22 protein-coding genes, 1 pseudogene and 1 riboswitch are annotated in these 26,389 nt (G+C 31.2%); of the genes and pseudogenes, 20 read left to right on the top strand and 3 right to left on the bottom strand.

Annotation, left to right across the window (positions count from 1 at the left end; all coding sequences use genetic code 11):
* The first annotated feature begins 46 nt into the window (after window positions 1-46).
* From CLOCEL_RS19370 to CLOCEL_RS19335, 9 genes are all read left to right on the top strand, one after another.
* Window positions 47-457: a DUF3783 domain-containing protein gene (locus CLOCEL_RS19370; RefSeq protein WP_010073877.1), complete on the top strand. Its 411-nt coding sequence runs from the start codon at window positions 47-49 to the stop codon at window positions 455-457.
* Window positions 450-1,145, top strand: coding sequence for a helix-turn-helix domain-containing protein (locus tag CLOCEL_RS19365; protein ID WP_010073876.1), 696 nt, complete (start codon window positions 450-452; stop codon window positions 1,143-1,145). Before CLOCEL_RS19370 ends, CLOCEL_RS19365 begins: the two co-directional genes overlap by 8 nt.
* Before the next feature lie 246 nt (window positions 1,146-1,391).
* Window positions 1,392-3,260 (top strand): S8 family peptidase, encoded by a 1,869-nt coding sequence (locus tag CLOCEL_RS23735; protein ID WP_010073875.1) that lies wholly within the window; start codon window positions 1,392-1,394, stop codon window positions 3,258-3,260.
* Between the two features lie 44 nt (window positions 3,261-3,304).
* Window positions 3,305-4,639, top strand: a complete 1,335-nt coding sequence (locus tag CLOCEL_RS19355) for a peptidoglycan-binding protein (RefSeq protein ID WP_010073874.1) — start codon at window positions 3,305-3,307, stop codon at window positions 4,637-4,639.
* 33 nt (window positions 4,640-4,672) lie between these two features.
* A complete protein-coding gene (locus CLOCEL_RS23580) occupies window positions 4,673-5,254 on the top strand; it encodes a hypothetical protein (protein WP_242655182.1) in 582 nt (193 codons plus the stop codon).
* 9 nt (window positions 5,255-5,263) lie between these two features.
* Entirely contained in the window at window positions 5,264-6,007 is a 744-nt protein-coding gene (locus tag CLOCEL_RS23575) for a peptidoglycan-binding domain-containing protein (RefSeq protein ID WP_242655181.1), read from the top strand.
* A gap of 59 nt (window positions 6,008-6,066) precedes the next feature.
* Window positions 6,067-7,404, top strand: coding sequence for a peptidoglycan-binding domain-containing protein (locus tag CLOCEL_RS19345; RefSeq protein WP_010073873.1), 1,338 nt, complete (start codon window positions 6,067-6,069; stop codon window positions 7,402-7,404).
* A gap of 32 nt (window positions 7,405-7,436) precedes the next feature.
* A complete protein-coding gene (locus tag CLOCEL_RS19340) occupies window positions 7,437-8,669 on the top strand; it encodes a peptidoglycan-binding protein (RefSeq protein WP_010073872.1) in 1,233 nt (410 codons plus the stop codon).
* A 63-nt stretch (window positions 8,670-8,732) separates the two neighbouring features.
* Window positions 8,733-10,067 (top strand): peptidoglycan-binding domain-containing protein, encoded by a 1,335-nt coding sequence (locus CLOCEL_RS19335; RefSeq protein WP_010073871.1) that lies wholly within the window; start codon window positions 8,733-8,735, stop codon window positions 10,065-10,067.
* Window positions 10,068-10,339: 272 nt separating this feature from the next.
* On the opposite strand, the gene CLOCEL_RS19330 is transcribed toward CLOCEL_RS19335, so the two are convergent.
* Both CLOCEL_RS19330 and CLOCEL_RS19325 read right to left on the bottom strand, forming a co-directional pair.
* Window positions 10,340-11,236 (bottom strand): radical SAM protein, encoded by an 897-nt coding sequence (locus CLOCEL_RS19330; protein WP_013291948.1) that lies wholly within the window; start codon window positions 11,234-11,236, stop codon window positions 10,340-10,342.
* A gap of 185 nt (window positions 11,237-11,421) precedes the next feature.
* On the bottom strand, window positions 11,422-12,486 hold the full coding sequence (locus tag CLOCEL_RS19325; RefSeq protein WP_029169175.1) for a YkvI family membrane protein: 1,065 nt from the start codon (window positions 12,484-12,486) through the stop codon (window positions 11,422-11,424).
* A 128-nt stretch (window positions 12,487-12,614) separates the two neighbouring features.
* Here CLOCEL_RS19325 and CLOCEL_RS19320 point away from each other — a divergent pair, with 128 nt between their 5' ends.
* From CLOCEL_RS19320 to CLOCEL_RS19305, 4 genes are all read left to right on the top strand, one after another.
* Entirely contained in the window at window positions 12,615-13,709 is a 1,095-nt protein-coding gene (locus CLOCEL_RS19320) for a hypothetical protein (protein ID WP_010073867.1), read from the top strand.
* A gap of 103 nt (window positions 13,710-13,812) precedes the next feature.
* Window positions 13,813-14,748 carry a tRNA modification radical SAM protein MnmL/YtqA gene (gene mnmL / locus CLOCEL_RS19315; RefSeq protein ID WP_010073866.1) on the top strand — a complete coding sequence of 312 codons (936 nt, stop codon included), beginning with the start codon at window positions 13,813-13,815 and terminating at the stop codon, window positions 14,746-14,748.
* A gap of 107 nt (window positions 14,749-14,855) precedes the next feature.
* The gene (locus CLOCEL_RS19310) at window positions 14,856-15,965 is read left to right on the top strand and encodes an ABC transporter ATP-binding protein (protein ID WP_010073865.1); all 1,110 of its coding nucleotides are present in this window, start codon (window positions 14,856-14,858) and stop codon (window positions 15,963-15,965) included.
* Between the two features lie 126 nt (window positions 15,966-16,091).
* Window positions 16,092-17,033, top strand: coding sequence for a PucR family transcriptional regulator (locus CLOCEL_RS19305; protein WP_010073864.1), 942 nt, complete (start codon window positions 16,092-16,094; stop codon window positions 17,031-17,033).
* Between the two features lie 168 nt (window positions 17,034-17,201).
* Here the strand turns inward: CLOCEL_RS19305 and CLOCEL_RS19300 are convergent, their stop codons facing one another.
* Window positions 17,202-18,389 carry a class I SAM-dependent rRNA methyltransferase gene (locus CLOCEL_RS19300; RefSeq protein ID WP_010073863.1) on the bottom strand — a complete coding sequence of 396 codons (1,188 nt, stop codon included), beginning with the start codon at window positions 18,387-18,389 and terminating at the stop codon, window positions 17,202-17,204.
* 168 nt (window positions 18,390-18,557) lie between these two features.
* Between CLOCEL_RS19300 and CLOCEL_RS19295 the strand changes: the two genes are divergently transcribed.
* The 7 genes and pseudogenes from CLOCEL_RS19295 (at window position 18,558) to CLOCEL_RS19265 (ending at window position 26,244) form a co-directional block, all read left to right on the top strand.
* A complete protein-coding gene (locus CLOCEL_RS19295) occupies window positions 18,558-20,114 on the top strand; it encodes an ABC-F family ATP-binding cassette domain-containing protein (RefSeq protein ID WP_010073862.1) in 1,557 nt (518 codons plus the stop codon).
* Between the two features lie 241 nt (window positions 20,115-20,355).
* Window positions 20,356-21,528, top strand: coding sequence for a bacteriophage abortive infection AbiH family protein (locus CLOCEL_RS19290; protein ID WP_010073861.1), 1,173 nt, complete (start codon window positions 20,356-20,358; stop codon window positions 21,526-21,528).
* 127 nt (window positions 21,529-21,655) lie between these two features.
* Window positions 21,656-22,598: pseudogene (locus CLOCEL_RS22535) on the top strand (IS982 family transposase).
* A 262-nt stretch (window positions 22,599-22,860) separates the two neighbouring features.
* On the top strand, window positions 22,861-23,874 hold the full coding sequence (locus tag CLOCEL_RS19280; protein ID WP_010073860.1) for a PDDEXK nuclease domain-containing protein: 1,014 nt from the start codon (window positions 22,861-22,863) through the stop codon (window positions 23,872-23,874).
* 82 nt (window positions 23,875-23,956) lie between these two features.
* On the top strand, window positions 23,957-24,904 hold the full coding sequence (locus tag CLOCEL_RS19275) for a metallophosphoesterase (RefSeq protein ID WP_010073859.1): 948 nt from the start codon (window positions 23,957-23,959) through the stop codon (window positions 24,902-24,904).
* A gap of 229 nt (window positions 24,905-25,133) precedes the next feature.
* A riboswitch (guanidine-I (ykkC/yxkD leader) is annotated at window positions 25,134-25,229 on the top strand.
* Between the two features lie 164 nt (window positions 25,230-25,393).
* Complete coding sequence (locus tag CLOCEL_RS19270; protein ID WP_010073858.1) at window positions 25,394-25,783, top strand: ACT domain-containing protein; 390 nt, start codon at window positions 25,394-25,396, stop codon at window positions 25,781-25,783.
* An 89-nt stretch (window positions 25,784-25,872) separates the two neighbouring features.
* Entirely contained in the window at window positions 25,873-26,244 is a 372-nt protein-coding gene (locus CLOCEL_RS19265) for a YkvA family protein (RefSeq protein ID WP_010073857.1), read from the top strand.
* The last annotated feature ends 145 nt before the right edge of the window (window positions 26,245-26,389 follow it).

The following is a 26,389-nucleotide window of genomic DNA, read 5'->3' as shown; positions in this document are numbered from 1 at the left end:
GTTGTAATAAAGATGTTCTTATTATTCATAGAAAGGAGTGGCGCTGATGGTAAAAAAACAAATACTACTCTATGGGTTTAATAGTAAGGAAGTGGATCAAATTAGAATTTCACTAATCCAAAATAGACTCCCGTTGTGCACAGTTATAGATGCTAATATGGGAAACCTTAAGGTAGGGGATATCCTTTTTGGTGCTAAATCCAATGATGAGCAAAATCTTCCTAACAATGAAAGAGTGGTTTTGTTAAATGCATTAGATTCTAATGAAATGAATAAAGCAATTTTTCAAATTAGATCTAAGATTAAAGGAAGACTTCCTTTATTTGCTATGATTACAGAGCATAATGTAAAGTGGGAGTTTAAAAACCTTTTAGATGAGTTGTTAAAGGAGAGAAAGTACTTTCAAGAAAATGGCTCGGCTATGAAGGAACATGAAGAAGAGGGGAAAAATGAGTAGAGTAGGAGAAAGACTTAAAGAAACTAGAATTAAGCAAGGCTTATCACAAAAGCAATTAGCAAAGAAAATCGGTGCAGCAGAAAATTTTATTAATGATATTGAATTAGGAAGAAAAGTTATACCAGAAGCGATCATAGATAAGCTTTCTAAGGCTTTAGGTGAAAATCTAAATGATATGACTATGTATAATGACGAGGCTGAAGAAAAAGCAAGTGAGGCTAAACGACCTCAAAAATCATATCCTAACTTTAGTAGCCCAAAAGCAAAAAAAGAAGAAGCACCAGATGCAGCTTGGAGTAGTGCTTTTGGATCTATTTTAAGAAGCATTCCTGTTTTTGATTATAATATGAACAAACCATTAGCTACAAAGGAATTTCCTATAAAGGCTAATAAAATTAATGGTTATTCCCAAGATAAGGTATTTATGTTACAAATCGAAGATGATGAAATGCTTGGATATAGAATTGCTAAAGGTGATTTAGCCTTTTGTCATGTTGAAAATGAAATACAAAATAATAAGTTGTATTTTGTTGAATACAAAGGTGAAAGAATGGTTAGACAAGTTAAAAAGCTTGACAATACAAAGATACTTTTAATAAGTAATATGAAAGCTCAAAATATTGAGACTGCTATTGTTAAAGAAGTTAAACTTTTAGGCCAATTAGATTACATAGAACTAAAATTATAATTTTAATTCTACATAAGATATTTTATAGGACAACTTATACTGAAAAGGGTACTAAAAAGGTAGTTCAGAGCTACTTTTATTAGTACCCTTTTGTTTTTTTTTTATATAAGTTCTTATAATGGTATTTCATTAAACTTACAACCAATAACGAAACTTATGTAGATTTAAATTTTGAGTCTATAATTATGAAAATTTTCTTTGTTAAATTCATATATTGAATATAAATAATTGCTAGGAGTTGTGCTTGTGGAAAAATTTGGAGGAAAGTTGAATTTATTAGCCAACGTACCTGAAGAAGTTAAGATGAAAATAATTGAATATACAAAAAGTGATGAGATACTTCAAGGAAAGTTAGAACTAGTTGCATTACTAGGAAGTGATATTAGTGTAGCTAGAGAAAAAGTTCAAGCTCTTGGAGGAGTCTTTGAGGATTTGGGTTTTGGATTTGCCATAATAACTATAGACACAAACAGGTTAAATGAGCTAGCTAGAATTAGTGAAATACAATATATTGAGTTACCAAAAACTTTATTTTCATCCTTTGTAAATAGTAATAATAGTAGTTGTATAAATCAAGTCTGGACTCAATTTGAGGTTACTGGCAAAGGGATTTTAGTAGGTTTTTTAGATTCTGGAATTGACTATATGCATCAAGAGTTTAGGGAGAAAAATGGGGATACAAGAATTGATTATATATATGATCTAAGCAAAGGTGGAGTTATTTATAATAGAGAGCAAATAAACCAAGCAATTAAGAGCCCAGACCCTTTTTCTGTAGTCCCTCATATAGATGATAACGGTCATGGAAGTCATGTAGCCAGTATAGCTTGTGGAAGTGGAATTATTAATCCAAGATATAGAGGGGTTGCTTATGAGAGTAGCATTGCCATGGTGAAAATGACAGCTGTAGGGAAAGTAAATTACGGAAAAAGTTCACAACTTATGAGAGGATTAAAATTTTTAATAGATAAAAGTAAGGAATTGAGCAAACCTTTATCTGTAAACTTAAGTTTTTCTACTAATGATGGTGCTCATGATGGAAACAGTCTTTTAGAGCAGTACATCGATACTATATGTAGACTTGAAAGAATGTCGATGGCTATTGCTTCAGGGAACGAAGGAGATGCAGCTCATCATGCAAGTGGAACTATAACAGCGAGAGAAGAGATAAATTTCAATATATCAGGTGAAGGTAGCCAATTAGTAATTAATCTATATAAGAACATTTTGGATAATATAGCTATAGAGATTCTGAATCCACAGAATGTATCAAGTGGAGTAGTAGCACTAAGGCCTGGTTATTCACAAGGACAGCTTATGAGTGATAGATTTTATATATACGTAACTGGACCAACACCATTAAGCGTTAATGGTGAAATAGTTATAAGTTTAGTATCAGAAGGAACTAGTCTTCTGCAAGGGCAGTGGAGGATGATTATAACTTGTGATAATCCGGGAGGTAGACCGTATGATATTTGGATGCCAGTAACAGAACAATTAAGTTCAGAAACTAGATTTTTGAATCCAGACCCATATGGAACACTAGGTATTCCAGCTACGGTGCAAAGGGCCATAGGAGTAGGAAGTTATAATTCGGATACAAATATTCTCTCTACTTTTTCGGGAAGAGGTAATTCTCAGGAACCCACTGTTAAGCCAGACATAGTCGCACCAGGAGAAAATATCGAAGCCGCAATACCAGGTGGATTTTATGATACTCTAAATGGAACATCTATGGCGGCACCTCATGTAGCTGGCGCAGCAGCATTAATGATGGAGTGGGGAATTATAAAGGGCAAGGATCCTTTTATGTATGGAGAAAGATTAAAGGCATTTTTAGTAAAGGGTGCTAAGAGAGGTCGACCAGGAATAATATATCCCAATACTATGTGGGGATATGGAACTCTATGTTTATATGAGACTTTTAGAATAATTCAAATGGATAAAAGGTCATATATAGAGTCAAAATTAGAAGCAAGAATGAATTTTTCTAACACCGTATCAGATAAAAAAACATGCAATGATGACATAATGTTTTTTTCTAATACAAATATATATTTCAGGATTCCACCTGAATTGATGGGATTGTTGATGAATAAGAACTTTTTTTATTAATGTTCATATTTATAAAGTAAGTGATTAATTGGAGGAACTATTTTATGGCAAAGGGTACTCTTCAAATTAGAGTTGAAAAAGGCGATAGAGAAAGACCGATAGAAAATGCAAAGATTACGGTAACACAGACAAGCAGAGATGGTACGCGACAAGTTGAACAACAACTAGTAAGTGATTCTTCTGGAATTTCTCAAATCATAGAATTAGAAGCGCCAGATATAGCATACTCCCAAAGCCCATCTACTTTTAAGCCATATAGTACATGTGATATTAAAGTTACTGCTGAAGGATATCAAGATATCATGATAAATGGAACTCAAATACTACCAAATGTTCTTGCAATTCAAGATATACAGATGAAGTCAGTGAATGATAAAAGACAGGAAACTGGAGAAATAATATCTATACCTGAACCGGTGTTATACGGCAACTATCCAGAAAAAATTCCAGAAGATCCAATAAAACCTTTGCCAAAGCCAACAGGTGGTGTAGTACTTCAGGAACCAGTAGTTCCTCAGTATATAGTGGTTCATTTGGGACATCCAAATGATGATAAAGCAGAAAATATTACTGTCAGATTTATAGATTATATAAAAAATGTATGCTCAAGTGAAATTTATGCAACTTGGCCTGAAAGTGCACTAAGAGCTAATTTATTTGTTATTCTTTCATTTGTACTAAATAGAATATATACAGAATGGTATAGAGGTCAAGGGAAAGCTTTTCAAATAACTAATAGTACCGCCTTTGACCAAGCGTTTTTTAAAGGAAGAAATATATTTGAAAACATTAGCAAGTTGGTAGATTTATTCTTTTCTACCTATGTTATAAGACCTGGCCAAAAGCAACCGTTGCTCACACAATTTTGTGATGGAGTAAAGGTTGTAAGACCAGGGTGGCTTTACCAATGGGGAAGTAAAGATCTAGCAGAAAAAGGACTAAATTCTTTAGAAATACTAAGAGAGTATTATGGAAGCGATGTAAACTTGCAAAGAGCTGAAAAAGTTATAGGGATTCCTCAATCGTATCCTGGATATACTCTAGGAATAGGAAGTACAGGGCAACCTGTTAGAACTGTACAAACATTTTTAAATAGGATAGCCACTAATTACCCAGCTTTACCTAAGGTAGCTGTAAGTGGAAATTATGATGTAAATACAGCGGCGATGGTTAGAAAATTTCAAGAAGTTTTCAATCTACAGCCCACAGGTGTTGTTGACTATTCAACGTGGTATGCTATTTCCAGAATATATGTGGCGGTAACTAAAATAGCTGAACTTAGGGAAGAAAGGTCAGAAGTATCACAAGGGATATTTATACCTCCAATTATAGACGATTTTCAAGGATATGTTCCAACAATAAATTATCCGATTGTATAGCTTGAAAGCAATGTGGCTTGGAGGTGAAGACCAGTGGCAAAAGGATTAATACAACTGAGGATAGTAAGAGGTAATACTGAATTTCCTGTAATTAATGCTAGTGCTACCATAAGACAAACTGGCACTCAGAATCAAAATAAAAGTCAATATAAAGCCACTTCGGATGGTTCGGGATACACAGAAGTAGTTGAAGTTGAGGCACCAGATATTTTATTATCTCAAAGTCCTTCAAATGAAAGACCATATAGCACTTATGATATAGAGGTAATTGCTGAAGGATATCAAGAATTTCGAATAATTGGTGTCCAAATATTCCCTAATGTTTTAGGCATTCAATATGCTAGGTTAAACCCTAAGGGAGAGCAAAATCAAGGTGAAAATCAAATTATAATACCAGAACATCCGTTATTTAGGGGTTATCCCGAAAAAAAGCCAGAGGAAGCACTAAAGCTAATGCCTATGCCTATTGGAGGTATAGAATTTCAGAGACCATCTATTCCATATCATTTAATCGTTCATTTAGGTGCACCAGATGATGAAAATGCAAAGAACATTAAAGTAAGGTATATAGATTATATCAAAAGTGTTTGTTCCGCTGGAATATATCCTACTTGACCAGAAAATATGATAAGAACCTTTGGATATTGTGTAATATCTTTTGTGTTGAATAGAATTTATACGGAATGGTATAAGCGAAAAGGAAAAAGTTTTGATATTACAAATGATCCTGTTTACGATCAAGAGTTTTTATTAGGGACAACTATTGCCGCAAATATCAGCGAGGGCATTAATAGTATGTTTAATACCTATGTAGTAAAAGGAAGACAAGTTCAGCCAATGCTAACTCAATATTCTGATGGTATAAAGGTAGTTAGAGATGGCTGGTTATCAATGTGGCAAAGTAAGTTTATGGTAGATAATGGAGCGAATCCATTGGAAATCCTAAGAAAATATTATGGAGATAATGTTACATTGCAAAGAACTTCAAATATTGAAGGCATACCAGAAGCTTATCCAGGCAATCCTTTAGTTATTGGTAGTACAGGAAAAACTGTGAGGGTAATTCAAGAATATATAAATAGAATTTCATCAATATTTACACCTATTCCTAAGGTTACGGTTAATGGAAATTATGATTTGGAAACTGCTGAAGCTGTAAAGCAATATCAAAGATTTTTCAAATTAAAGCAGACAGGAATAGTTGATTTTGGAACTTGGTATTCTTTAGCTAGATTATATGTTCAGATATCACAAGCTTTTGATCGTGGAAAGCAAGAAATAGAATGCTCACTAGAAAAGAAGTTTATTCCACCTGTAATAGATAAAAATAAAGAATATATCCCCATAATGTATTATCCAACTTCTTAAATATTGGTTAATATATTTACGCTTGAACTGTAAAAGTAATTTTCATAGGAGAAATCTACATGGCTAAGGGATGGCTACAGGTTAGATTAGTAAAGGATATAGCTGAAGTTCCAGTAATAGATGCTAAAATCCTAGTTACTCAGTTTATCCTTGATGAAGCTGAAAATAAAGAATATACTCTAAAAACAGATAAATCTGGATTTACAGAGGCTGTTGAGTTATTTGCTCCTAATATATCATATTCTCAAGGATATTCTAGTTATAAACCATATAGCACTTGTGATGTTAAAGTAACAGCCGATGGATTTAAAGAGATTAAAGTAGTTGGAGTACAGATACTTCCAGATGCTACAGCCATGCAAATGATTGCATTGAAGCCTAAATTAGAAGGGAAGGAAAGTGAAGAAGAACTGATAATTATTCCTGATTCACAGTTGGTACTTGGTAATACAAAGGAAAAAGGTCAAAACCAAGAACATATTATCTCAAAGAAATCTGATATACCTGAAAATAAGGAAGTAGTAATTCCAAGTGAGGTAATAGTTCATCTTGGAGCACCAGATGATGAAGAGGCAGAAAATATAAAAGTAAGATTTGATTACTATATAAAAAATGTATGTTCTTGTGAAGTTTATGCCACTTGGTCTGAAGTTGCAATTAAGACAAATATATATTGCATAGTATCTTTTGTTGTAAATAGAGTATATACACAGTGGTATAGAAAACAAAATAAGAATTTTGATATAACTAATGATCCTATTTATGATCAAGCCTTTGCAAAAGGACGAAATACTTATACAAATATAGATAAATTGGTCAATGAGGCTTTTAGTACCTATATAATAAAAGCAAAAGAAAAACGGCCTATATTAGCTAAGTATTGTATTGGTGAAGAATATATTAAAAATAGTTGCATACTGAAATGGCAAAGTAAGTACTTAGCGGACCGAGGATTAAACCCTGGAGAGATAATAAGAACTTACCTAGGTGAGGATAAGTTTTTATCAAGGGCTACGAAGGTAGAAGGTGTTCCTATAGAATACTTAGGTTATCCTTTGCTGTTAAATGTTGCAGGAGAACTAGTAAAAACAGTACAAATATACCTAAATACAATAGCTAAATATTACTCTGATATTCCCGAAGTGAAGATAAGTGGAAATTATGATTTGGACACTGCTAATACTGTTGAAGAATTTCAAAAAATATTTAACTTAAATATATCTGGGATAGTAGATTTTGCAACTTGGTATGCAGCAGCTAGATTATATGTTTCATTAGTAAAGCTAAATGAAAGTATAGTAGATAACGTGAGAATTTATAGAAATGGGATATTTATTCCACCTATTATAGATGAATTTCAAGGGTATATCCCAACAATGGATTACCCGGAGCAATAAAAAAGAAGCAATCTATTTCGAAAGGGAAAGTTATGGCAAAAGGGGAACTTCAGGTAAGAGTAGTAAAAGGGAATAATGAATTACCCATCAGTAACGCAACGGTTATTATAAGTGGTGCTAATGCTGGCGGTGGGGAAATTATCGAATATAAAATGATTTCTGATTCCTTAGGAAATACAGAAATTATTGAATTAGAGACTCCAGATATATTGTTGTCATTAAGTCCATTGAATACAAGACCGTATAGTCTTTGTGATATAAAAGTAACTGCGGAAGGGTATAACAGTTATCAAATAAGAGGGGTGCAAATATTCCCAATGGTTCTTGCAGTACAGCATGCTAGGTTAAATCCTAAAAATAGCGAAAATCAAATTGAAGACCAACTTTTAATATCAGAGCCTACATTGATTGGAAATTATCCTGAAAAGATTCCGGAATCTGCGACGAAGTTAAATGTTCCTGTTAGTGGGGGTGTAGATTATCAAACACCAATGATTCCTTATTCTATAGTAGTTCATTTAGGAGCACCTAATGATAATAATGCGAAAAATGTTAATGTAAGATTCATTGATTACATTAAAACTGTTTGTGCTGGAGAAATATATCCTACATGGCCAGAAGCAGCCATTAGAGCTTTTTCTTACTGCATAGTATCATTTATATTAAATAGGATTTATACGGAGTGGTATAAAAGACAGGGGAAAGATTTTCATATAACAAATGATCCTATTTATGATCCTGCTTTTTTTTACGGAAGAACAACTTACAAAAGTATAAGTGAAATTGTTAATTTTACGTTTAATACCTATATTACAATTGATAGGCAAAAACAGCCCATATTGACTCAGTATTCCGATGGAATAAAGGTAATTAGAAATGCATGGCTATCAAAATGGGGTTGTAAGTTTTTGGCAGATGAAGGGTTAAATCCTATAGAAATCATAAAAAAGTATTATGGGAATAGTATGTCTTTAGGAAGAACAGATAAGTTCGAAGGAATAACTCAGCCATACCCAGGAAGTCCTTTGACCATAGAAGATAAAGGGAGTAATGTGAGAATTATTCAAGGGCATTTAAATAAAATTTCTGAGGCATATCCTCTTATACCTAAAGTTACGGTAAATGGAATTTATGATTTAGCCACTGCTGAAGCAGTAAGGAAATTTCAAAACACATTTAAAGCAAGTGAAACTGGAATAGTGGATTTTGCAACTTGGTATTCTATATCTAGATTATATGTGCATATAACAAAGATATCCGTATAGTGGATTTTCTCAGATAAGAAGATGTTTATTTTAAAAAGAGCGATTGTGGAAGGATTAAATTAAATGGCAAAGGGAAAATTGCAAGTTAGGTTAGTGAAAGCGGAGACTGAAATCCCTGTGAAGAACGCCACGGTTTTGGTTAGTCAGTCTGTTACAGAAGAATTTCAGAATAAAGAAATTAATTTGTATACAGATTCATCTGGATTTACAGAAATAATAGAACTAGATACGCCAGATATTTTTTATTCAGAGAGTTATTCAAGCTATGTACCTTATTCTACTTGTGTAATCAAGGTAGTTGCTGAAGGGTATACAGATATTAAGATAATTGGTACACAAATATTACCTAAGGTTACTGCAATGCAGGCTATAGAATTGAAACCTAAGGGTGAAGGGCATGAAGAGGAAGAAGTGTTAATTATTCCAGATTCGGAATTGATCAATATACCACCAAAGAAAAAGTTTGATGATCAACAAAACTTTATTTCAGATTTAGTTAGTATTATTGATGATAGAGAAGTGATGATTCCAAGCTACGTAATCGTTCATTTAGGAACTCCAGATGATAAAAATGCAGAAAATTTAAAAGTCAAATTTAACGATTATATAAAAAATGTGTGTTCTTGCGAAATTTATGCTACATGGTCTGAAACTGCTATCAGAGTTAATGTATACTGCATAATATCCTTTGTTCTAAATAGAATATATACGGAGTGGTATGGAGTTCAAGGAATGGATTTCCACATAACTAATGATTCTCGTTATGACCAAGTTTTTGTTAAAGGAAGAAATACTTATAAAAATATAGACCGAATTGTAGACTTAATATTTAATACGTATATTGTCATAGGAAATAAAAGAACTCCAGTGTTAGCTAAATATTGTAGTGGAGAAGAATATATAGAGAATGGGTGCCTGCTAAAATGGCAGAGCAAATTTCTAGCTGATAAAGGATTAAATCCAACAGAAATATTAAATGTATTCTTTGGAACAGAACATTCCTTTGCTAGAACCAGAAGAATTGAGGGGGTTCCTCGAGAATATCCAGGTTATCCCTTAGGAGTTGGAGAATCAGGGGAATATGTAAAGACTGTACAAACATACTTGAATTTTATTTCAGAATATTATCCTGTAATTGATAAGATAGATGTCAATGGACATTATGATATAAAAACTGCAATAGCAGTAAAGAAGTTTCAAGAGTTATTTAGTTTATCAGGTTCTGGAATAGTTGATTTTGCAACTTGGTATTCTATAGCAAAACTTTATGTATCATTAGCAACTACCGCTGAGAATGATGTTAATAGACTAAGGGCTTTCAGAGAAGGGATATTTATACCTCCTACTATAGATGAGGAATATGGATATATTCCAATTATTAAGTATCCTTTAGAATAGTTAAGCGTAGAAATATTAGTTAAGTTTTTAACAGATTATATCTAGGAAAGTTTGAATTTTTAATATATAAGCTTCGATAAAGAATCCTCATAGGATATATTGGTTTTCTAATATATCTATAGGATTTGGAGGAAGCTTTAACAATGGAAGTTATATATTATAATAAACTTAGATAAGTTGCTAAAAGAAATAATAATATATTTTTAGAGTATAGACATCTACCTAATAAAGCTCTCAGTACAATTTGGACTGAGAGCTTAAAAAAATTTCAACTAAACATTTCTTAAATCAAAATCAGGAGTGAAATCAGAAGTTGAAGTTCCCGATTCCTGTATAAAACCTTTAGTAAGTCCCTTATCTATGGCGTAATCGATTAGAGCATCATAAACTTTGGATTTTACAGATTTATTTATTTCAGGATAGTCTTTCGCATTATACATAGGGGTATATTGGTTCATTAAGCTCACATAAACCTTATCATCAAAGGTGTCTATTATATAATCTATTATCTTTTTTGAATCAAAAATAAGTGTAGGTAAAAGCATATGCCTAATTATTATACCTTTTTTGATTAATCCATTTTCGTCAAACTGAGCCTCGCCTACTTGATTAAACATCTCTTCTATAGCTTTTGAAGCCTTCTCAAAATAATTTGGAGCCTTAGAGTATTTTAAGGCGTATTTATCATCATAATATTTCAAGTCTGGAAGATAAACGTCAATATAACCATTTAAGGCTTTTATAGTATCAGTTTCCTCATAGCCATTGCTGTTGTAAATTATTGGAATATTTAGTCCTTTATCTTTTGCAAGAGCTAAAGCCTCAATTATTTGGAAAGCATAATGAGTTGGAGTTACAAGATTTATATTGTGAGCCCCTCTTTCTTGTTGTTCAATAAATATATCACTTAATCTAGAGATAGTAATTTCTTTTCCCACATTGTCTTGACTTATCTGATGATTTTGACAAAAAATACAACGTAGATTACAGTTTGAGAAAAATACAGTTCCTGAACCCTTATCACCAGAAATACATGGTTCTTCCCAGTGATGAAGGGAAACTCTAGCTACCTTAACAGTATCTTTTCCAAGGCAAAATCCTTTTTCACCATTGATTCTATTTACAGCACAAGCCCTAGGGCAGATAGTGCAATTTTCAAGTATTTTCATAAGCACCTCTAATTTTTAATCAACTTGGTTCTTTAAAAATAATAAAATAATAATTGCAAATATTCAAGTTGCTTAATGCAAAACAATAACATTGAATATTATGTTCTGATTAAAAATATACATTAAGGTTACCAACGCTATATGAACTTAAGGTAGAAACATTATTGGAACTTATATACTTAAAGCTACTTAGAAAAGTGACTCTTATCTTTATAATAAAATTTAGTTATTTGGAATAGAAAAATTAAGCTAACTACTCCGAATATTGGATATAAGGTGGCGATTAAATTTCCAAAACCTAATCTAGAGATTGGAATTATTATGAGCATTACTAAAAATAAAGCTTTCTTATACCCTAACTTGAATGAGGTTCCAAGGGTACGAGATATGCTAAATACATCAGACACAATTGTAGAAAACATCTCTGCAAATATTATTATAAGTAGAGTTACCTGAAAGATGGAACCAAATCTATGAGCAACATATAAAAGTGGAATTTCATATTTAAATATATTTGGCACATTTAAGGTCAACATCAAATTTATTATTAGAGATAGCAAGGTTAAGAGAAAAGCTCCTAAGAATAGTCCAACTATTAGAGGCTTTGTTTTTTTAGTTTCATTGCTTAAAGGAGTAAGTACGCCGGAACATCCCATTATATTAAAGCCACCGTATAGAATAGCAGATACTAACCAAAAATTTTGTTCTCTGAACTGCGGAAAGTTAGAAAAATTTACAGTAAGGTTAGATGAAAAACGTATGTATAATATAAAAATTGTAATTATTACTAGAGTTAATGATGGCACAATAAATGAGTTGATTTCCACTAAGCCTTTAATGTTTCTTAATAACGCAATTATAGCTATAAAAACCATGATAACTGTTCCAATATATTTAGAGACATGGAAATATTGATGTATTAAAGCACCACTTCCAGCTACTATTATAGAACTACTGCTCAAAAGATGGAGGGTAGTAAAAATTCCAGTAATCTTACCCAAGATTCCTGGGCTAACCTTTGTCATTAACTCATCATAAGAGCGAAGATTATATTTTACTGCTAAGATTATTACCATACGACCAATAAAAACATATAGCAAAAGAGGAAGTAGAAGACTTAGAAAGCTCCATTTGCCGAAACGAGTAAAGAAATAAACTATCTCTTGTCCAGATGCTAAACCAGCGCCTACGATAGTACCTACGAAAACCATAGCTGTTTGAAATATCAGTTTTATGTTATTCTTCACGATTATCCTCCTAAAAATACCTTTTATATATTTATATATATTATTTTGAAAATAATGATAAAAACCAACTGAATAATAGATCTTAAATTTAGAAAAACTAAAAGGAGTAAATTTTAAGGAGTGTTGTTATTATGAAGAGAGGAATATGTATTTTACTAATAATTTTTTGTGGATTCAGTTTGGTAAGTTGCGCAGGTATATCAGTTAATGAATATAAAACTAGTGCTAATATTGGGGCTAAAGAATTTGATACTGAAAAAGCTGTAGATATAGCAACAGAGTATGTTAAAAATTTAAGGGATAAAAAGTATGGAGAAAGTGAAAAACTTTTTTCAGATAAGCTTAAGGAAATGATAAGAAGCAAAGAGCATGATGAGAATTTAGAGGTATCCGGATATTCTGTTGATAAAGTGGAGGAATTGACTAAAAGTATAAAAGTTACTTTAAAGGTAACTAGAACAGATAAGACAAAGCCATTTACCAGTCTTGAAGAATTGAGTATGACCGTGATAAATGAAGATGATAATTATTCTATAGATAAAATAGAATCGAAACTAAAAAAGGAAGTGTTTGTAGTAGATGATGATGTAAGAATCAGAAATGAAGATAATATAGAAGATTTTTTACTCATAAGAAGAAGTGCTATTCCTAGTTTTATATTAGATAAGGAAAACCCTTTATCTATGAGCAAGGTAAAGTTAGAAAATAATAAATTGGCTAGACTTAACATGGATTTTTCTGGCGAACATATGGCTATTACAACTGAGGATATAAACACAATGGTAGCATCTATAAATATCGATGAAACTTTAATGACAGCAGCTAAGGAAAAGGGTGATAGTAAAGGCGAAGAGAAGGGGCAGGAAGATGGTTCAAAAAAGGAGAAACCTGTTGGAAAAGAAATAAAGGTTTTGGGTCTAATAAAGGATGGAAAGGTTGACTTTTTAACTTATTCAGAAGATAATCTATATTTAATAGTCCAATATAAAAAGGAACTCTCAGATATGCTCAAGGTCTATGATATTGAGAATGCAGAAGAACTAAAGTTTTCCTTCGATAAAAATTTCGACCGTTCAAAGTTTAATTTAATATATAAAGGTTCTGATAAAGAGAACATGAAATTTATCGTAAATAAAAAAGAAGGTGCAGTATTGTCTTCAGATGAAGAAGAGGCTTTAGGAGTATATTCAATTGAATTTAGAACACTTGAGATAAACAAGATCTAAAAGAGATCTATATATAAGGCCACTTTGTTGAGACTTATAAAATGATTTGATAATTATTTAAAAACTGCAATCAATTAAATTATAAAGGTAAAGGGGTTTAGTGTTGAAGAGTAAAGAATGGAATGGTAAAAGGTATCATAGCCTAAATTATTTTTTAAGAGAAAAGTTCGGAGAAAAGATATTTAAGATATCTTTAGATGCGGGCTTTTCTTGTCCTAATAGAGATGGGTCAATAAATACTGGTGGTTGTATTTATTGTAGTGAAAGAGGATCTGGAGATTTTGCTGGAGATAGAAGATTTTCTATATCTAAGCAGTTTGATGATATCAAAGCTATTATGAATAAAAAGTGGAAGAATGGGAAGTACATAGCTTATTTTCAGGCTTACACAAATACTTATGCACCTATTGATGTTCTTCGTAGTAAATATGAGGAAGCGTTAGAACAAGAAGATGTAGTAGCATTGGCAATTGCTACAAGGCCAGATTGTTTAAGTGATCAGGTATTAGATTTATTAGAGGAGCTTAGTAAAAAAACTTATATATGGGTAGAACTCGGACTTCAAACCACAAAAGAAGAGACAGCTACCATAATAAACAGAGGATATCCTTTATCAACTTTTGAAACAGCGTTAAAAAAACTTAATGATAGAAATATTAATGTAGTGGTTCATACAATTTTTGGACTCCCAGGTGAGTCAAAGGAAGATATGTTAAATACAATAAGGTATGTAGCATCCAGACAAATATCTGGAATTAAATTGCATTTACTTCATCTTTTAAAAGATACACCTCTTGTGAAATTATACAAAGAGGGAACACTAGAATTTTTGAGCAAGGAAGAATATATAGATATCATAATTACTGCAATTACAATGCTTCCGAGCAATATGGTAATTCACAGACTTACAGGAGATGCACCAAGGAATTTGTTAATAGAACCTAAATGGAGTTTGAAAAAGTGGGAAATTTTAAACGATATTGATAAAACCATGGAAGACAAAGGGTTGTATCAAGGTTTGTGCTATTCTACAAAATAGAATTAAAGTTTTGTGAATTTTCATTATGGATAAAAGGTTTTCAGTGGTATAAAATTAATCTATAAGATAAATCAAAGCGAATTGATGATCACAGGGAGGAATTATTAATGGCAAAGTTAGAACTTAAACATATTTATAAGATATATGAAGGAAATGTAACAGCAGTTAAAGATTTCAATTTAGATATAGCAGATAAAGAATTCATCGTTTTCGTAGGACCATCAGGTTGCGGTAAATCAACAACTTTAAGAATGATCGCTGGCCTTGAAGAAATATCAAAGGGAGAACTATTAATAGGAGATAAAGTATGTAATGACGTATCACCTAAAGATAGAGATATCGCGATGGTATTCCAAAACTATGCATTATATCCTCACATGACTGTATATGATAATATGGCATTCGGATTAAAATTAAGAAAAGTACCAAAAGATGTAATAGATACTAAAGTTAAAGAAGCAGCTAAAATTCTTGATATAGCTCATCTTTTAGATAGAAAACCAAAGGCTTTATCTGGTGGACAAAGACAAAGAGTTGCGATGGGAAGAGCTATCGTTAGAGAACCAAAAGTATTCTTAATGGACGAACCTCTTTCTAACCTTGATGCTAAACTAAGAGTTCAAATGAGAACAGAAATAGCTAAATTACACAAAAAATTAGCTACAACTTTCATTTACGTTACACATGACCAAACAGAAGCTATGACATTAGGAACAAGAATCGTTGTTATGAAAGACGGTATCATACAACAAGTTGCATCACCAAAAGAAATATACCAAAATCCAGTTAACCTTTTCGTTGCAGGTTTCATAGGTTCACCACAAATGAACTTTATGTCAGCTAAACTTTCAGAAGAAGGTTCAAGAGTTAAAGTTACAATTGGTCAAGATGCTTTATACTTAACAGACAAACAAGCCGCTGTTGTTAAAAAAGAAGGTTATGTTGGTAAAGAAGTAATTTTCGGTATCAGACCAGAAAACTTAAGCGACAAGGCAGAAGTAGTTGCTGCAAATCCAGAATCAACTATAAAAGCTAAAGTTGAAGTTACTGAACTTATGGGTGCAGAAACATACCTATACTTAACTAAGAGCGGAAATAACTTCACTTCAAGAGTTAATGGAACTTCAAATGCTGCTGTTGGCGATGAAATATCAATCTGCTTTGATATGGAAAAAGCACATATATTCGATAAAGAAACTGAAATAACAGTTCTATAATAACATTAATCAGTAAAAATATACTCCACTTGAATTGTATTTAAGTGGAGTTTTCTTTATATTAATGATTGCTTTACTTATATATAATAGATTTAAAGTAAAAAATACATATGGTGAGGTGATGAAATGAATAACTTTAATATTTTTCTTCAAGAACTAGTTACAAATACTGATATAAAACTTCGATTAATAGACGAAGAAGAGAATGTAATATTTGGAGCTATTTCTGATGACAGTAATGAACAGATTACTACTTTTTCAGTGGTTTTAGGAGAAAGCAACATAAAGGTACAAATACCTAAACGATTTGAAGGATCTCAAGGCGTTTTAAAATACATAATAGAAAGTAAGTATAGAGAACTTTATTCTATAAAAGAACAAGGCTTTATGGATATTTTAGAAGGCAGAGAAGTATCTAATGAGTTACTTACGAAAAACTTTTCTTTTATTGAAAAAGGTAGCAATGTAATGATAATTGATGTTGATGGAAATAAGTATGATGCATTGACGGTTATTAAAGAAATATATAAGGAGCAGGATGTTATAAGCATAATATTTGGAGATCATATTGTGCTTATGGGGATTTTTGAAGATATAGAAGAGCATGCAAGCAGTATAATTGAATCAATTGAAGCGGATATTTATTATGATAGCTGTATAAGTTATAGTGACACAATTTATAAGGCTAAGGAAGTAAAAAAAGCTTATGAAAATTGCAAAGAATGTCTGATGCTAAAATCAAGATATTCAATTAAGCAAAATATTTTAAGTTATAATAAATTGCTTCTAGAAAAGTTGGTTTATTTTATAAAGGATGATTTGAAAAATGAGCTTAAAGAAAAGCTCGAAGACAAATTTAATTCTTTTGATGAAGAAATGTTAACTACTATAGAAGAGTTTATAAATTATGGATTAAACATAAGTGATGCAGCAAGAAGATTATATATTCATAGGAATACTCTAATTTATAGATTAGATAAGATAAAAAGAGAAACTGGTTATGATATAAGAAACTTTAAAGAAGCAACGCTTTTTATAATTGCATATCTGATATGGAAAGAAAAATAATAGAATTATATTGAACATAAAAAAGTATTCAATGGAGTAGTTTTACTGTAATTGAATACTTTTTATGATTATATAGATCAGATTAAAAATCTACATTGCTTTCAGTAAGCAATAAATGCATTTAATATGAAATCTTTATTGGAACTTTTATAATTTAGTGAAAATAAGTTATTGTTCTTTAGTTAACACTTGGAAAATGTAAAATTTTAAGTAGTAAGACTCTTCATCATTCCAAAGAATTGGATGATCTGGAGCTTGAGTTTTAAACTCAACTTGGCGAAGCATGACCCCTGCATCTCTTGCAGCTTCTGCTATTGCTTCATGGAATAATTCTGGGCTCATAAAATGTGAGCAAGATGCAGAAACAAAATAACCTTGGTTTTTAACCATTTTAAGACCACGGAAATTTATTTTTTTGTAGCCTTTTTTAGCATTTTTTATAGTGTCCCTAGCTTTTGTAAAAGCAGGTGGGTCTACGATAACTACATCATATTTTTTACCTTCATATGCCCAGTTTTTCATTACTTCAAAGGCATCACCACAGACGAATTCTACTTTATCTTGAAGATTGTTTAGTTCAGCATTTTTTCTGCAGAAGTCTACAGCATGCTCCGAAATATCAAGACCAGTAACATGTTTTGCTCCGGCGATTCCAGCATTTAATGCAAAGGAACCAGTATGAGTGAACACATCTAGAACTTCTGCATCTTTACATAGCTTATGGATTGCACGTCTATTTTCCTTCTGATCAAGGAAGAACCCTGTCTTTTGACCATTTTCTATATCTACATGGAATTTTACTCCATTTTCAACGATGGTAACCATTGTATCAAAAGGTTCTGTTAAAAAGCCTTTTTTAAGTTCCATGCCTTCCTTAAGTCTTACGGAAGCATCACTTCTTTCGTAAACGCCTCTAGCGTTATATTCCTCTACCAATATATCAGTTATAATTTGTTTATACTTATCTATACCAAGAGCTAGAGATTGGATTACATAGACATCTTCAAATTTATCAATAATCATGCCAGGAAGAAAATCTGCTTCTCCAAAGATAAATCTGCAGGAAGAAGTATCAACAACTTTTTGTCTATAATCCCAAGCTGTTCTAAGGCGTTTTCTAAAAAATTCTTTGTTTATTTCTTCATTTATGTCTCTTGTCATAATTCTAAGAGCTATTTGAGAAACATCATTGATATAACCCTTTCCAATGAATGCTTCTTCGCTAGTATATATTTCTACGATATCGCCATTAGTATATTCTCCGTCGTAGCCAGCTATATCAGAAGAGAATATCCAAGGATGACCGTTTATAGCTTTTTTGCCTTTGTTTTTATGTAAATAAAATTTGCAAGTCATGTGAAAACCTCCGTTATCAATTGTTAGAGCGTTACTTAGTTTAGTATAGAGTTAATATCGACAAATTGCAAACCTTATCTATAGTATTTTCTATTGTTCGCAGTAAAAAGATATAATATAATATTCTTGGTCTGATAAATAAGTTTTTAAAACCTTAGGAGGATTTTAATGAGTATACTAACGGTTAAAAATATAAGTCACGGCTTTGGAGATAGAGCCATATTCGAAGATGTATCTTTTAGACTTTTAAAGGGTGAGCACGTAGGATTAATTGGAGCAAATGGAGAAGGTAAGTCTACCTTTATGAATATAATAACTGACAAGCTTATGCCAGATGATGGTCAGGTTATATGGTCAAACAATGTGAGAGTTGGTTATATGGACCAACATACAGTTCTTGATAAAGGACAATCAATAAGAGACGTTATGAGAAGTGCTTTTCAGTACTTATTTGATGCTGAAATTGAGATGAATGAGCTATATGGTAAGATGGGAGATTGCACTCCAGAAGAATTAGAAAAGATGCTTGAAAGAACAGCAGTAATCCAAGATATGCTTGACCATAACGGCTTCTATGTTATAGATGCAAAGGTTGAAGAAGTAGCTAAAGGTTTAGGGCTTCTTGATGTAGGTCTAGATAAAGATGTAACAGATTTATCAGGAGGACAAAGAACAAAGATCTTACTTGGAAAACTTCTTCTTGAAAATCCAGACATACTATTACTAGATGAGCCTACAAACTATCTAGACGAAGAACATATAGAATGGTTAAAGAGATATCTGCAAAACTATGAAAATGCGTTTATATTAATATCTCATGATATACCTTTCTTAAATAGTGTTATCAATTTAATATATCACGTTGAAAATAGAAAGCTTACAAGATACGTTGGAGACTATTATGAATTCCAAAGAATCTATGAAGCAAATAAAAAGCAACTAGAAGCAGCTTACGAGAGACAACAAGCTGAAATTGCTAAGCTTGAAGATTTCGTTGCAAGAAATAAAGCAAGAGTTGCGACTACTGGTATGGCACGTTCAAGACAAAAGAAACTTGATAAAATGGACAGAATTGAGCTTGCAGCAGAAAAACCAAAGCCAGAATTCTATTTTAAACAAGCAAGAACTTCAGGAAAACTTATATTTGAAACAAAGGATTTAGTTATTGGATATAATGAACCTTTATCAAAACCTCTTAACCTTTACCTAGAAAGAGGACAAAAGGTAGCTCTAGTAGGGGCTAACGGTCTTGGAAAGTCAACACTTTTAAAGAGCTTACTAGGAATCTTAAAACCATTAAGTGGAGAAGTTGAACTTGGAGAATACCAACACATTGGATATTTTGAACAAGAAATAAAAGAAGCAAATTATAATAGCTGTATTGAAGAGGTTTGGACTGCTTTCCCTTCTTATACTCAATACGAAATAAGAAGTGCTCTTGCAAAATGTGGACTTACAACAAAACAAATCGAAAGTAAAGTTTGTGTCCTAAGTGGAGGAGAGCAAGCGAAGGTAAGACTATGTAAAATTCTTAATACAGAATCAAATATACTAATCCTTGACGAGCCTACAAACCATCTTGATGTTGATGCGAAGGACGAGTTAAAGAGGGCTCTGCAAGAATATAAGGGAACTATTTTACTTGTGTCCCATGAACCAGAGTTCTATAGGGATGTTGCTACTGAGATATGGAACTGTGAAGAGTGGACAACTAAAATAGTATAATTACAGAATTATAATAACAGTTGATTTAAATTGAATGAATGAACAAGAAATGGTGTATATAGAGGTAGAGATTATGCTTCTGTATACACTAATTTCATTTACATAAATAAATGATTAATATAAACTAATGGTTATTTCTATAGTAAAAGAGCGAAAAAATGAGCATGGTGCAATATAATTGTAAATTATGGGATATTATAATAAAATATTGATTAATTATAGTGTGAAAGTGGGGAATGTAATGAAGATATTAATTATAGGTAATGGGTTTGATTTAGAACATAACCTTCCAACTAAGTATTGGGACTTTATGGAGTTCATTAAATGTTATAAAAATCTAGAAAAACATCCGAAACATGAGTTGGAAAAATGGCCTATGTTTTCAAACTTAAATGAAAATGTAAGAGAATATTTATTCAGTGATGAAGTATTTACTTTTTCAAATCATAAGGATGCTCTAAAAGAATTAGATAGGCTAATTTCACAAAATGTATGGATTGATTATTTTAGCAAAAAGAGTGGTATTGAAAATAAAGGTTGGATTGACTTTGAGTCTGAAATAGCAGATATAATAAAGTGCTTGGAATATTATATGAATTACAATATAACGATGCAGGAGAATCCTAGCAGTCAAAGACGACCAGATAATGAGGTGTTGTATCAAAATGCTCACTCTTTTCTTGATAATATGAAAAATACAGGTGTTAATCATTATGAAAAATTTGATACCAAAAAGTTTCACGGAGATACAGCTAAAGTAATAATAAAAGAACTTATTTGTGATCTTAATAATCTTATAAGATGTTTAGAAATATATCTTGAAGATGTTGTTGGCAAGAGTGAGGTGGAATATAAAGCAAAAGATATAGCTGAAATTGAAAATATTGACAAAGTGTTAAGTTTTAATTATACTAACACTTATCAAAAAATTTATGGTGAAGTAAATGATGGTATTGAATATGATTATATTCATGGAAAGGCAAATATTCAAAGAACTAGTAAAGAAAATAATATGGTTTTAGGAATAGATGAATATCTTGAAGATGATGAAAGGAATAATAAGCTAGAATTTATTCGGTTTAAAAAGTATTTTCAAAGAATATATAAAAAGACAGGTTGTAAATATAAAAATTGGGTATCAGAAATTGAACAAAATGATAATGAAAAAAATGAAGTGTTTATTTTTGGACATTCACTTGATGTTACTGATAAAGATGTTTTAAAAGAACTGATAATGGCTCCAAATACAACCACAACTATTTTTTATTATAATAATGATGTATATGCACAACAAATTGAGAACTTAGTAAAAGTAATAAAACAGGATAAGCTAATAGCATCAGTTTATGGAGCTAACCCAAGAATTATTTTTAAACAACAACAGCCTAAAATAGGGGTCGAAAAATTACAATAGTGGATTTAAATTAACCCGTTGTGCTAGTTAAATACGCTGGCAATACTTACAAATAGAAAAACTCCAGCATATTTGCTAACCTATCATTAAAAAACACCACTAATCTAATGATAGGAGGCTAACCTATATGCCAGAGTTTAATAAAGATTCTACCATAACAATAAATGACTTAAAAGATTTTATTGTTGTCACTTATGTTATAATTGATGACTTTTACCAAAAAGTAACTCCAACATTTATTAAAAATCGTCGTAACATCGCTAAATCAGTAATGACTGATAGCGAAATAATTACGATTTCTTTAGTAGGTGAACTCTTAACCATTGACTCTGAAAAAGCATGGTTTGGATTTTGCTCTAAAAACCTACGAGACTTATTTCCCAACTTTTGTAGTAGGCCGAGGTTTCATAGAGTTAGAAAGTCATTATTTCGAGTCATTGATGAAATTCGTAAAGAGTTAACGAAATTTCTTAACTATCAATATGACCGAATGAGAATTGCAGATAGTATGCCAATTCCTGTGTGTAAGTTTGGGAGAGCTCATTTCCATAAAGCTTTTAAGCCGGAGGCTGCCTACGGGCGATGCGCTTCGAAAAAAAGAAACATATTATGGATTCAAATTACATGCTTTAGTAGCCCTCGATGGCTATATCACAGATTTTACTGTAACAGCAGCAAATATTGATGACAGAGATGTCGTCTGGGAACTCACAGCTAATTCAGAGATTGATATACTAATAGGTGATAAAGGATATATAGGTCAAAAAGTTGCTTCGCAATTAAAAGAAACAAGGTACATTCGTCTTTTAACAATAAATCGTAACAATAGTAAAACTAAACTTTTAAAACCTTTTAGGCAGTTGATATTCAAGGCTCGTCGTAGAGTAGAAACTACTTTTTCTCAGCTCTCCGAGCAATTAAATATGCAGAGGGTTCTTACAAAATCAACTTGGGGATTTGCCACAAGAATATCAAATAAAATATTAACTCATAATCTTTGCTATTTTATAAATAAATTTTTTAATATAGGTATAGAAATATCAAAGATTAAAGAATTAGTATTCGGATAATAATTTCCAAAAACAGTATATGAGACAATAGGATAGGACTGCCTAAAATCATGGTATAAATATCCTTTTAATGAAAACTTATCTGCTAGCACAACAGGTTAAATTAAGATAAATAGTATATATGGGATTGTATAAGTTATTATTCCGTATATGCTATTATTTTTTAGAAGTAATAATCATTTCTATTTCTATTTTTGTTTAAATGTTAGAATTAAGGTAAAGTATAGATATATGAATTAGTTTTGAGGTGAAAATATTTATTATGAATATTGAAAAAAATAATCTATATATAAACTTAATAAAAGAAATAAAAGAACAAATTAGAAGTTCCCAACAAAAAGCAATATTGTCAGTAAATAAGGAGTTACTAATTTTATATTGGAATATAGGAAGAGTTATATTAGAGGCTCAAGAAAGACAAGGTTGGGGAGCTAAGATTATTGATAATATAGCTAAAGAGATTAAAAATGAATTTCCTGAACTAAAAGGCTTTTCATTAAGAAATTTAAAGTATATGAGAAAATTTGCAGAAGAATATAATGATTTTCAATTTGTGCAAGAGGTACTTGCACAAATTACTTGGTATCATAATATTACTTTATTAGATAAAGTAAAGGATAAAGATAAACGAATTTGGTATGTTAGGAAAAATATAGAGAATGGATGGAGTAGAAATACTTTGGTTCATCAAATAGAAAGTAACTTGTATGATAGGCAAAACAATGAAATAAAAACAGCAAATTTTATAGATAAATTAGAAGCACCTAATAATAAGTTGGCATTAGATACATTAAAAGATCCATATATATTTGATTTTATTACTATGACTGAGGATATGAATGAAAGAGATATAGAGAATCAATTAGTAAAGAAGGTTACAAAATTATTGCTAGAACTTGGTTCTGGTTTTGCGTTCATAGGTAATCAATATAAACTTGAAGTAGGTGGAGATGACTACTACTTAGATTTATTATTTTATAATTTAAGGCTTAGGTGTTATGTGGTTATCGAATTAAAGACAGGGAAATTCAAGCCTGAGTATGCAGGTAAGTTAAACTTTTATTTATCAGCAGTAGATGATATTTTAAAAACAGAAATTGATAATCCGTCAATAGGAATAATTTTGTGTAAGGAAAAGAATAGGTTAGTAGCAGAATATTCATTGAAAGATATGACAAAACCAATAGGAGTAAGTGAATATAAGTTGTTAGAGAAGATACCAGAAGAATTAAAAGGGACATTGCCTTCTATTGAGGAAATCGAAGGTACACTATAGCTTGAACTTAAATATATTTTTACTTAAAAGGGTAGATTAACTAATGCAAAGATTGTTTAAATGCTCATAAAAGGAGTGTGCCATGTTGTTGGAAAAGAAACTAGCAGAAAAGAGATTAACAGAAGCATATAATAATGCAAAAATTGAATACTTTGATAACAAATCTAAATATATATTTTTCAGCGACTGTCATAGAGGAAATGGTGCGCCAGCTGATGAATTTGCAAAAAATCAGAATATATTTTTATACGCATTAGAGTTCTATTTTAGAAATGGATATACTTATGTAGAAGTTGGAGATGGCGATGAACTTTGGGAAAACTCTAACTTTAAGGAGATAAGATTGGCACATGATGAAGCCTATTCTTTATTGAAAAAGTTCTTTGATTCAAATAGATTGATCATGTTGTACGGCAATCACAATATATGCTTAAAATATTCTAATTTTGTAGAGAAGAATTATTATAGGTTTTACGATGGGTATAACGAAGAACATATTGAATTATTTCCTGGTATTACACCCTATGAAGCAGTAGTGTTTAAGCATAAAGATACAGGACAGGAGATACTAACTGTTCATGGTCATCAAGGAGATAGAATGAATGATAAATTATGGCGTTTTAATAGGCTTACAGTAAGATATTTTTGGAGATATCTTCACTCAATAGGATTCACAAATCCTGCAAGTCCTGTAAAAAATGCTGAAAGGATTCATAAAATCGAACGTATATATAGCAGTTGGATTGAAAAGAACAAAATTATGATAATCTGCGGACATACTCATAGGCCGCATTTTCCCAAAGCTAAAGAACTGCCTTACTTCAATGATGGGTCCTGCGTTAGGGCCAGCGGAATACAAGGTATTGAAATAGATGATGGAAAAATAATGTTGGTTGAATGGAGGGTCAGATACGACTCATCAGGGAACCTTAACATAGATAGAAGAATATTAAGAGGGCCAGAACCAATAGGAAAGTTTGATTTAAGAAATAATGAATATATACTGAAATCAGAAAAAATGAATCTATAGTTAAGATATCCCATGTACTTTTTACTGGACAACTAAAATAGCATAACGACAACTCATTTGATAGTTAATATGAATAGTTTACTTAAGTACAAGTGTTTAGCCTAGTTGCTTATATATTGATTTTGAAGGGGTAATAAATTATTTTTGAGAAAAATAATATAGAATTGATTTAAATATTGTATTATGATAAAATCGCTTTATAAGTTGAAGCTTAAAATAATTAAATAATTATTTAGTTTTCTAGGGTTCCGCAGTTTACCACTGGCAGGTCCAAGAGAAAACGCACAGATAACTGTGTACACGGAAGGATAAAAGCCTGGGAGATATTTTTTATAATATTTCTTTTGGCTTTTTTATTTTTGCCTACTTTAAAGTTATGTCAGGAAATATTATCATTAATAAGCTGTAAGATAAAAATACACTGATTTAAAGAATTCAAGCAATAAAAATTATTAGTGGGTACTTATAAAAGAAAGGATGAAGATAAAGATGGCAGAAAAAATATTAACAATGAAATTACTAAAAGAAAAATATGGAGTTTGTAGATTAGATAAAACTGAATTAATTCCTAAGTGGGCGCAAAGTTGTCAATTCTTTTCTATAACAAGGACATCAGATGAGTTATCAATAGTTTGCTCTGAAGATAATATTCCTAGTGATATAAAGTGTGAAAAAGATTGGAGAGCATTAAAGGTTGAAGGTCCGTTGGATTTTTCTTTAGTTGGAATCCTTGCCTCCATTAGCACGATACTAGCCCAAAAGGGTATAAGCATATTTGTTATTTCTACTTATGATACAGATTATATTCTTGTTAAAAATAAGGACATTGATAATGCCATAAGTTCGCTTAGTGATGAAAAATATGAAATTATATATTAAAAGATATAATTAAGAATATAGATATTTATATATAGAGGGTATAACAGAATATTTAATGATGAAGCTGAAAGAAGAAAATGGAGAGTAAAATGATAGATTTAAAAACTAGAGCGAAAAAATTAAAATCAGATATACCTGCTGTATTTATTGCTTTGAGGAAGAAAGAAACACCAGTAATAGCAAAGCTTTTTGCAGGAATTACAATTGGATATGCTCTATCACCTATTGATTTTATACCAGATTTTATACCAGTTATAGGTTTATTAGACGACATAATTTTGCTTCCGATACTTGTTGCAATAACGATAAAACTTATACCAAAAGAAGTATTTCAGCAATGTAGAATTGAAGCAGAAAACTTATGGAGAAAAGGCAAACCTAAAAGGTGGTATTTTGCCATACCAATTTTATTACTATGGATAATATTGATATTACTAGTTATTAAAATTAATCAAAGTTAAATTTAACGGTATGTGGAAAAATAATTATAAAGTAGAGTTTGTGTAGCAGTAATATCAATAGGTATTACTGCTATTTAATATATGTATATAAAAATGTTTATTGGGAAAGACAAGAAATGTTGTGATTAAAATGGCATTTTATTAT

Origin of the sequence: Clostridium cellulovorans 743B (assembly GCF_000145275.1) — a bacterium.
Classification (GTDB): domain Bacteria; phylum Bacillota; class Clostridia; order Clostridiales; family Clostridiaceae; genus Clostridium_K; species Clostridium_K cellulovorans.
Note: the sequence above shows the minus strand (reverse complement) of the source record. Positions and strands in the feature narration are given on the sequence as shown.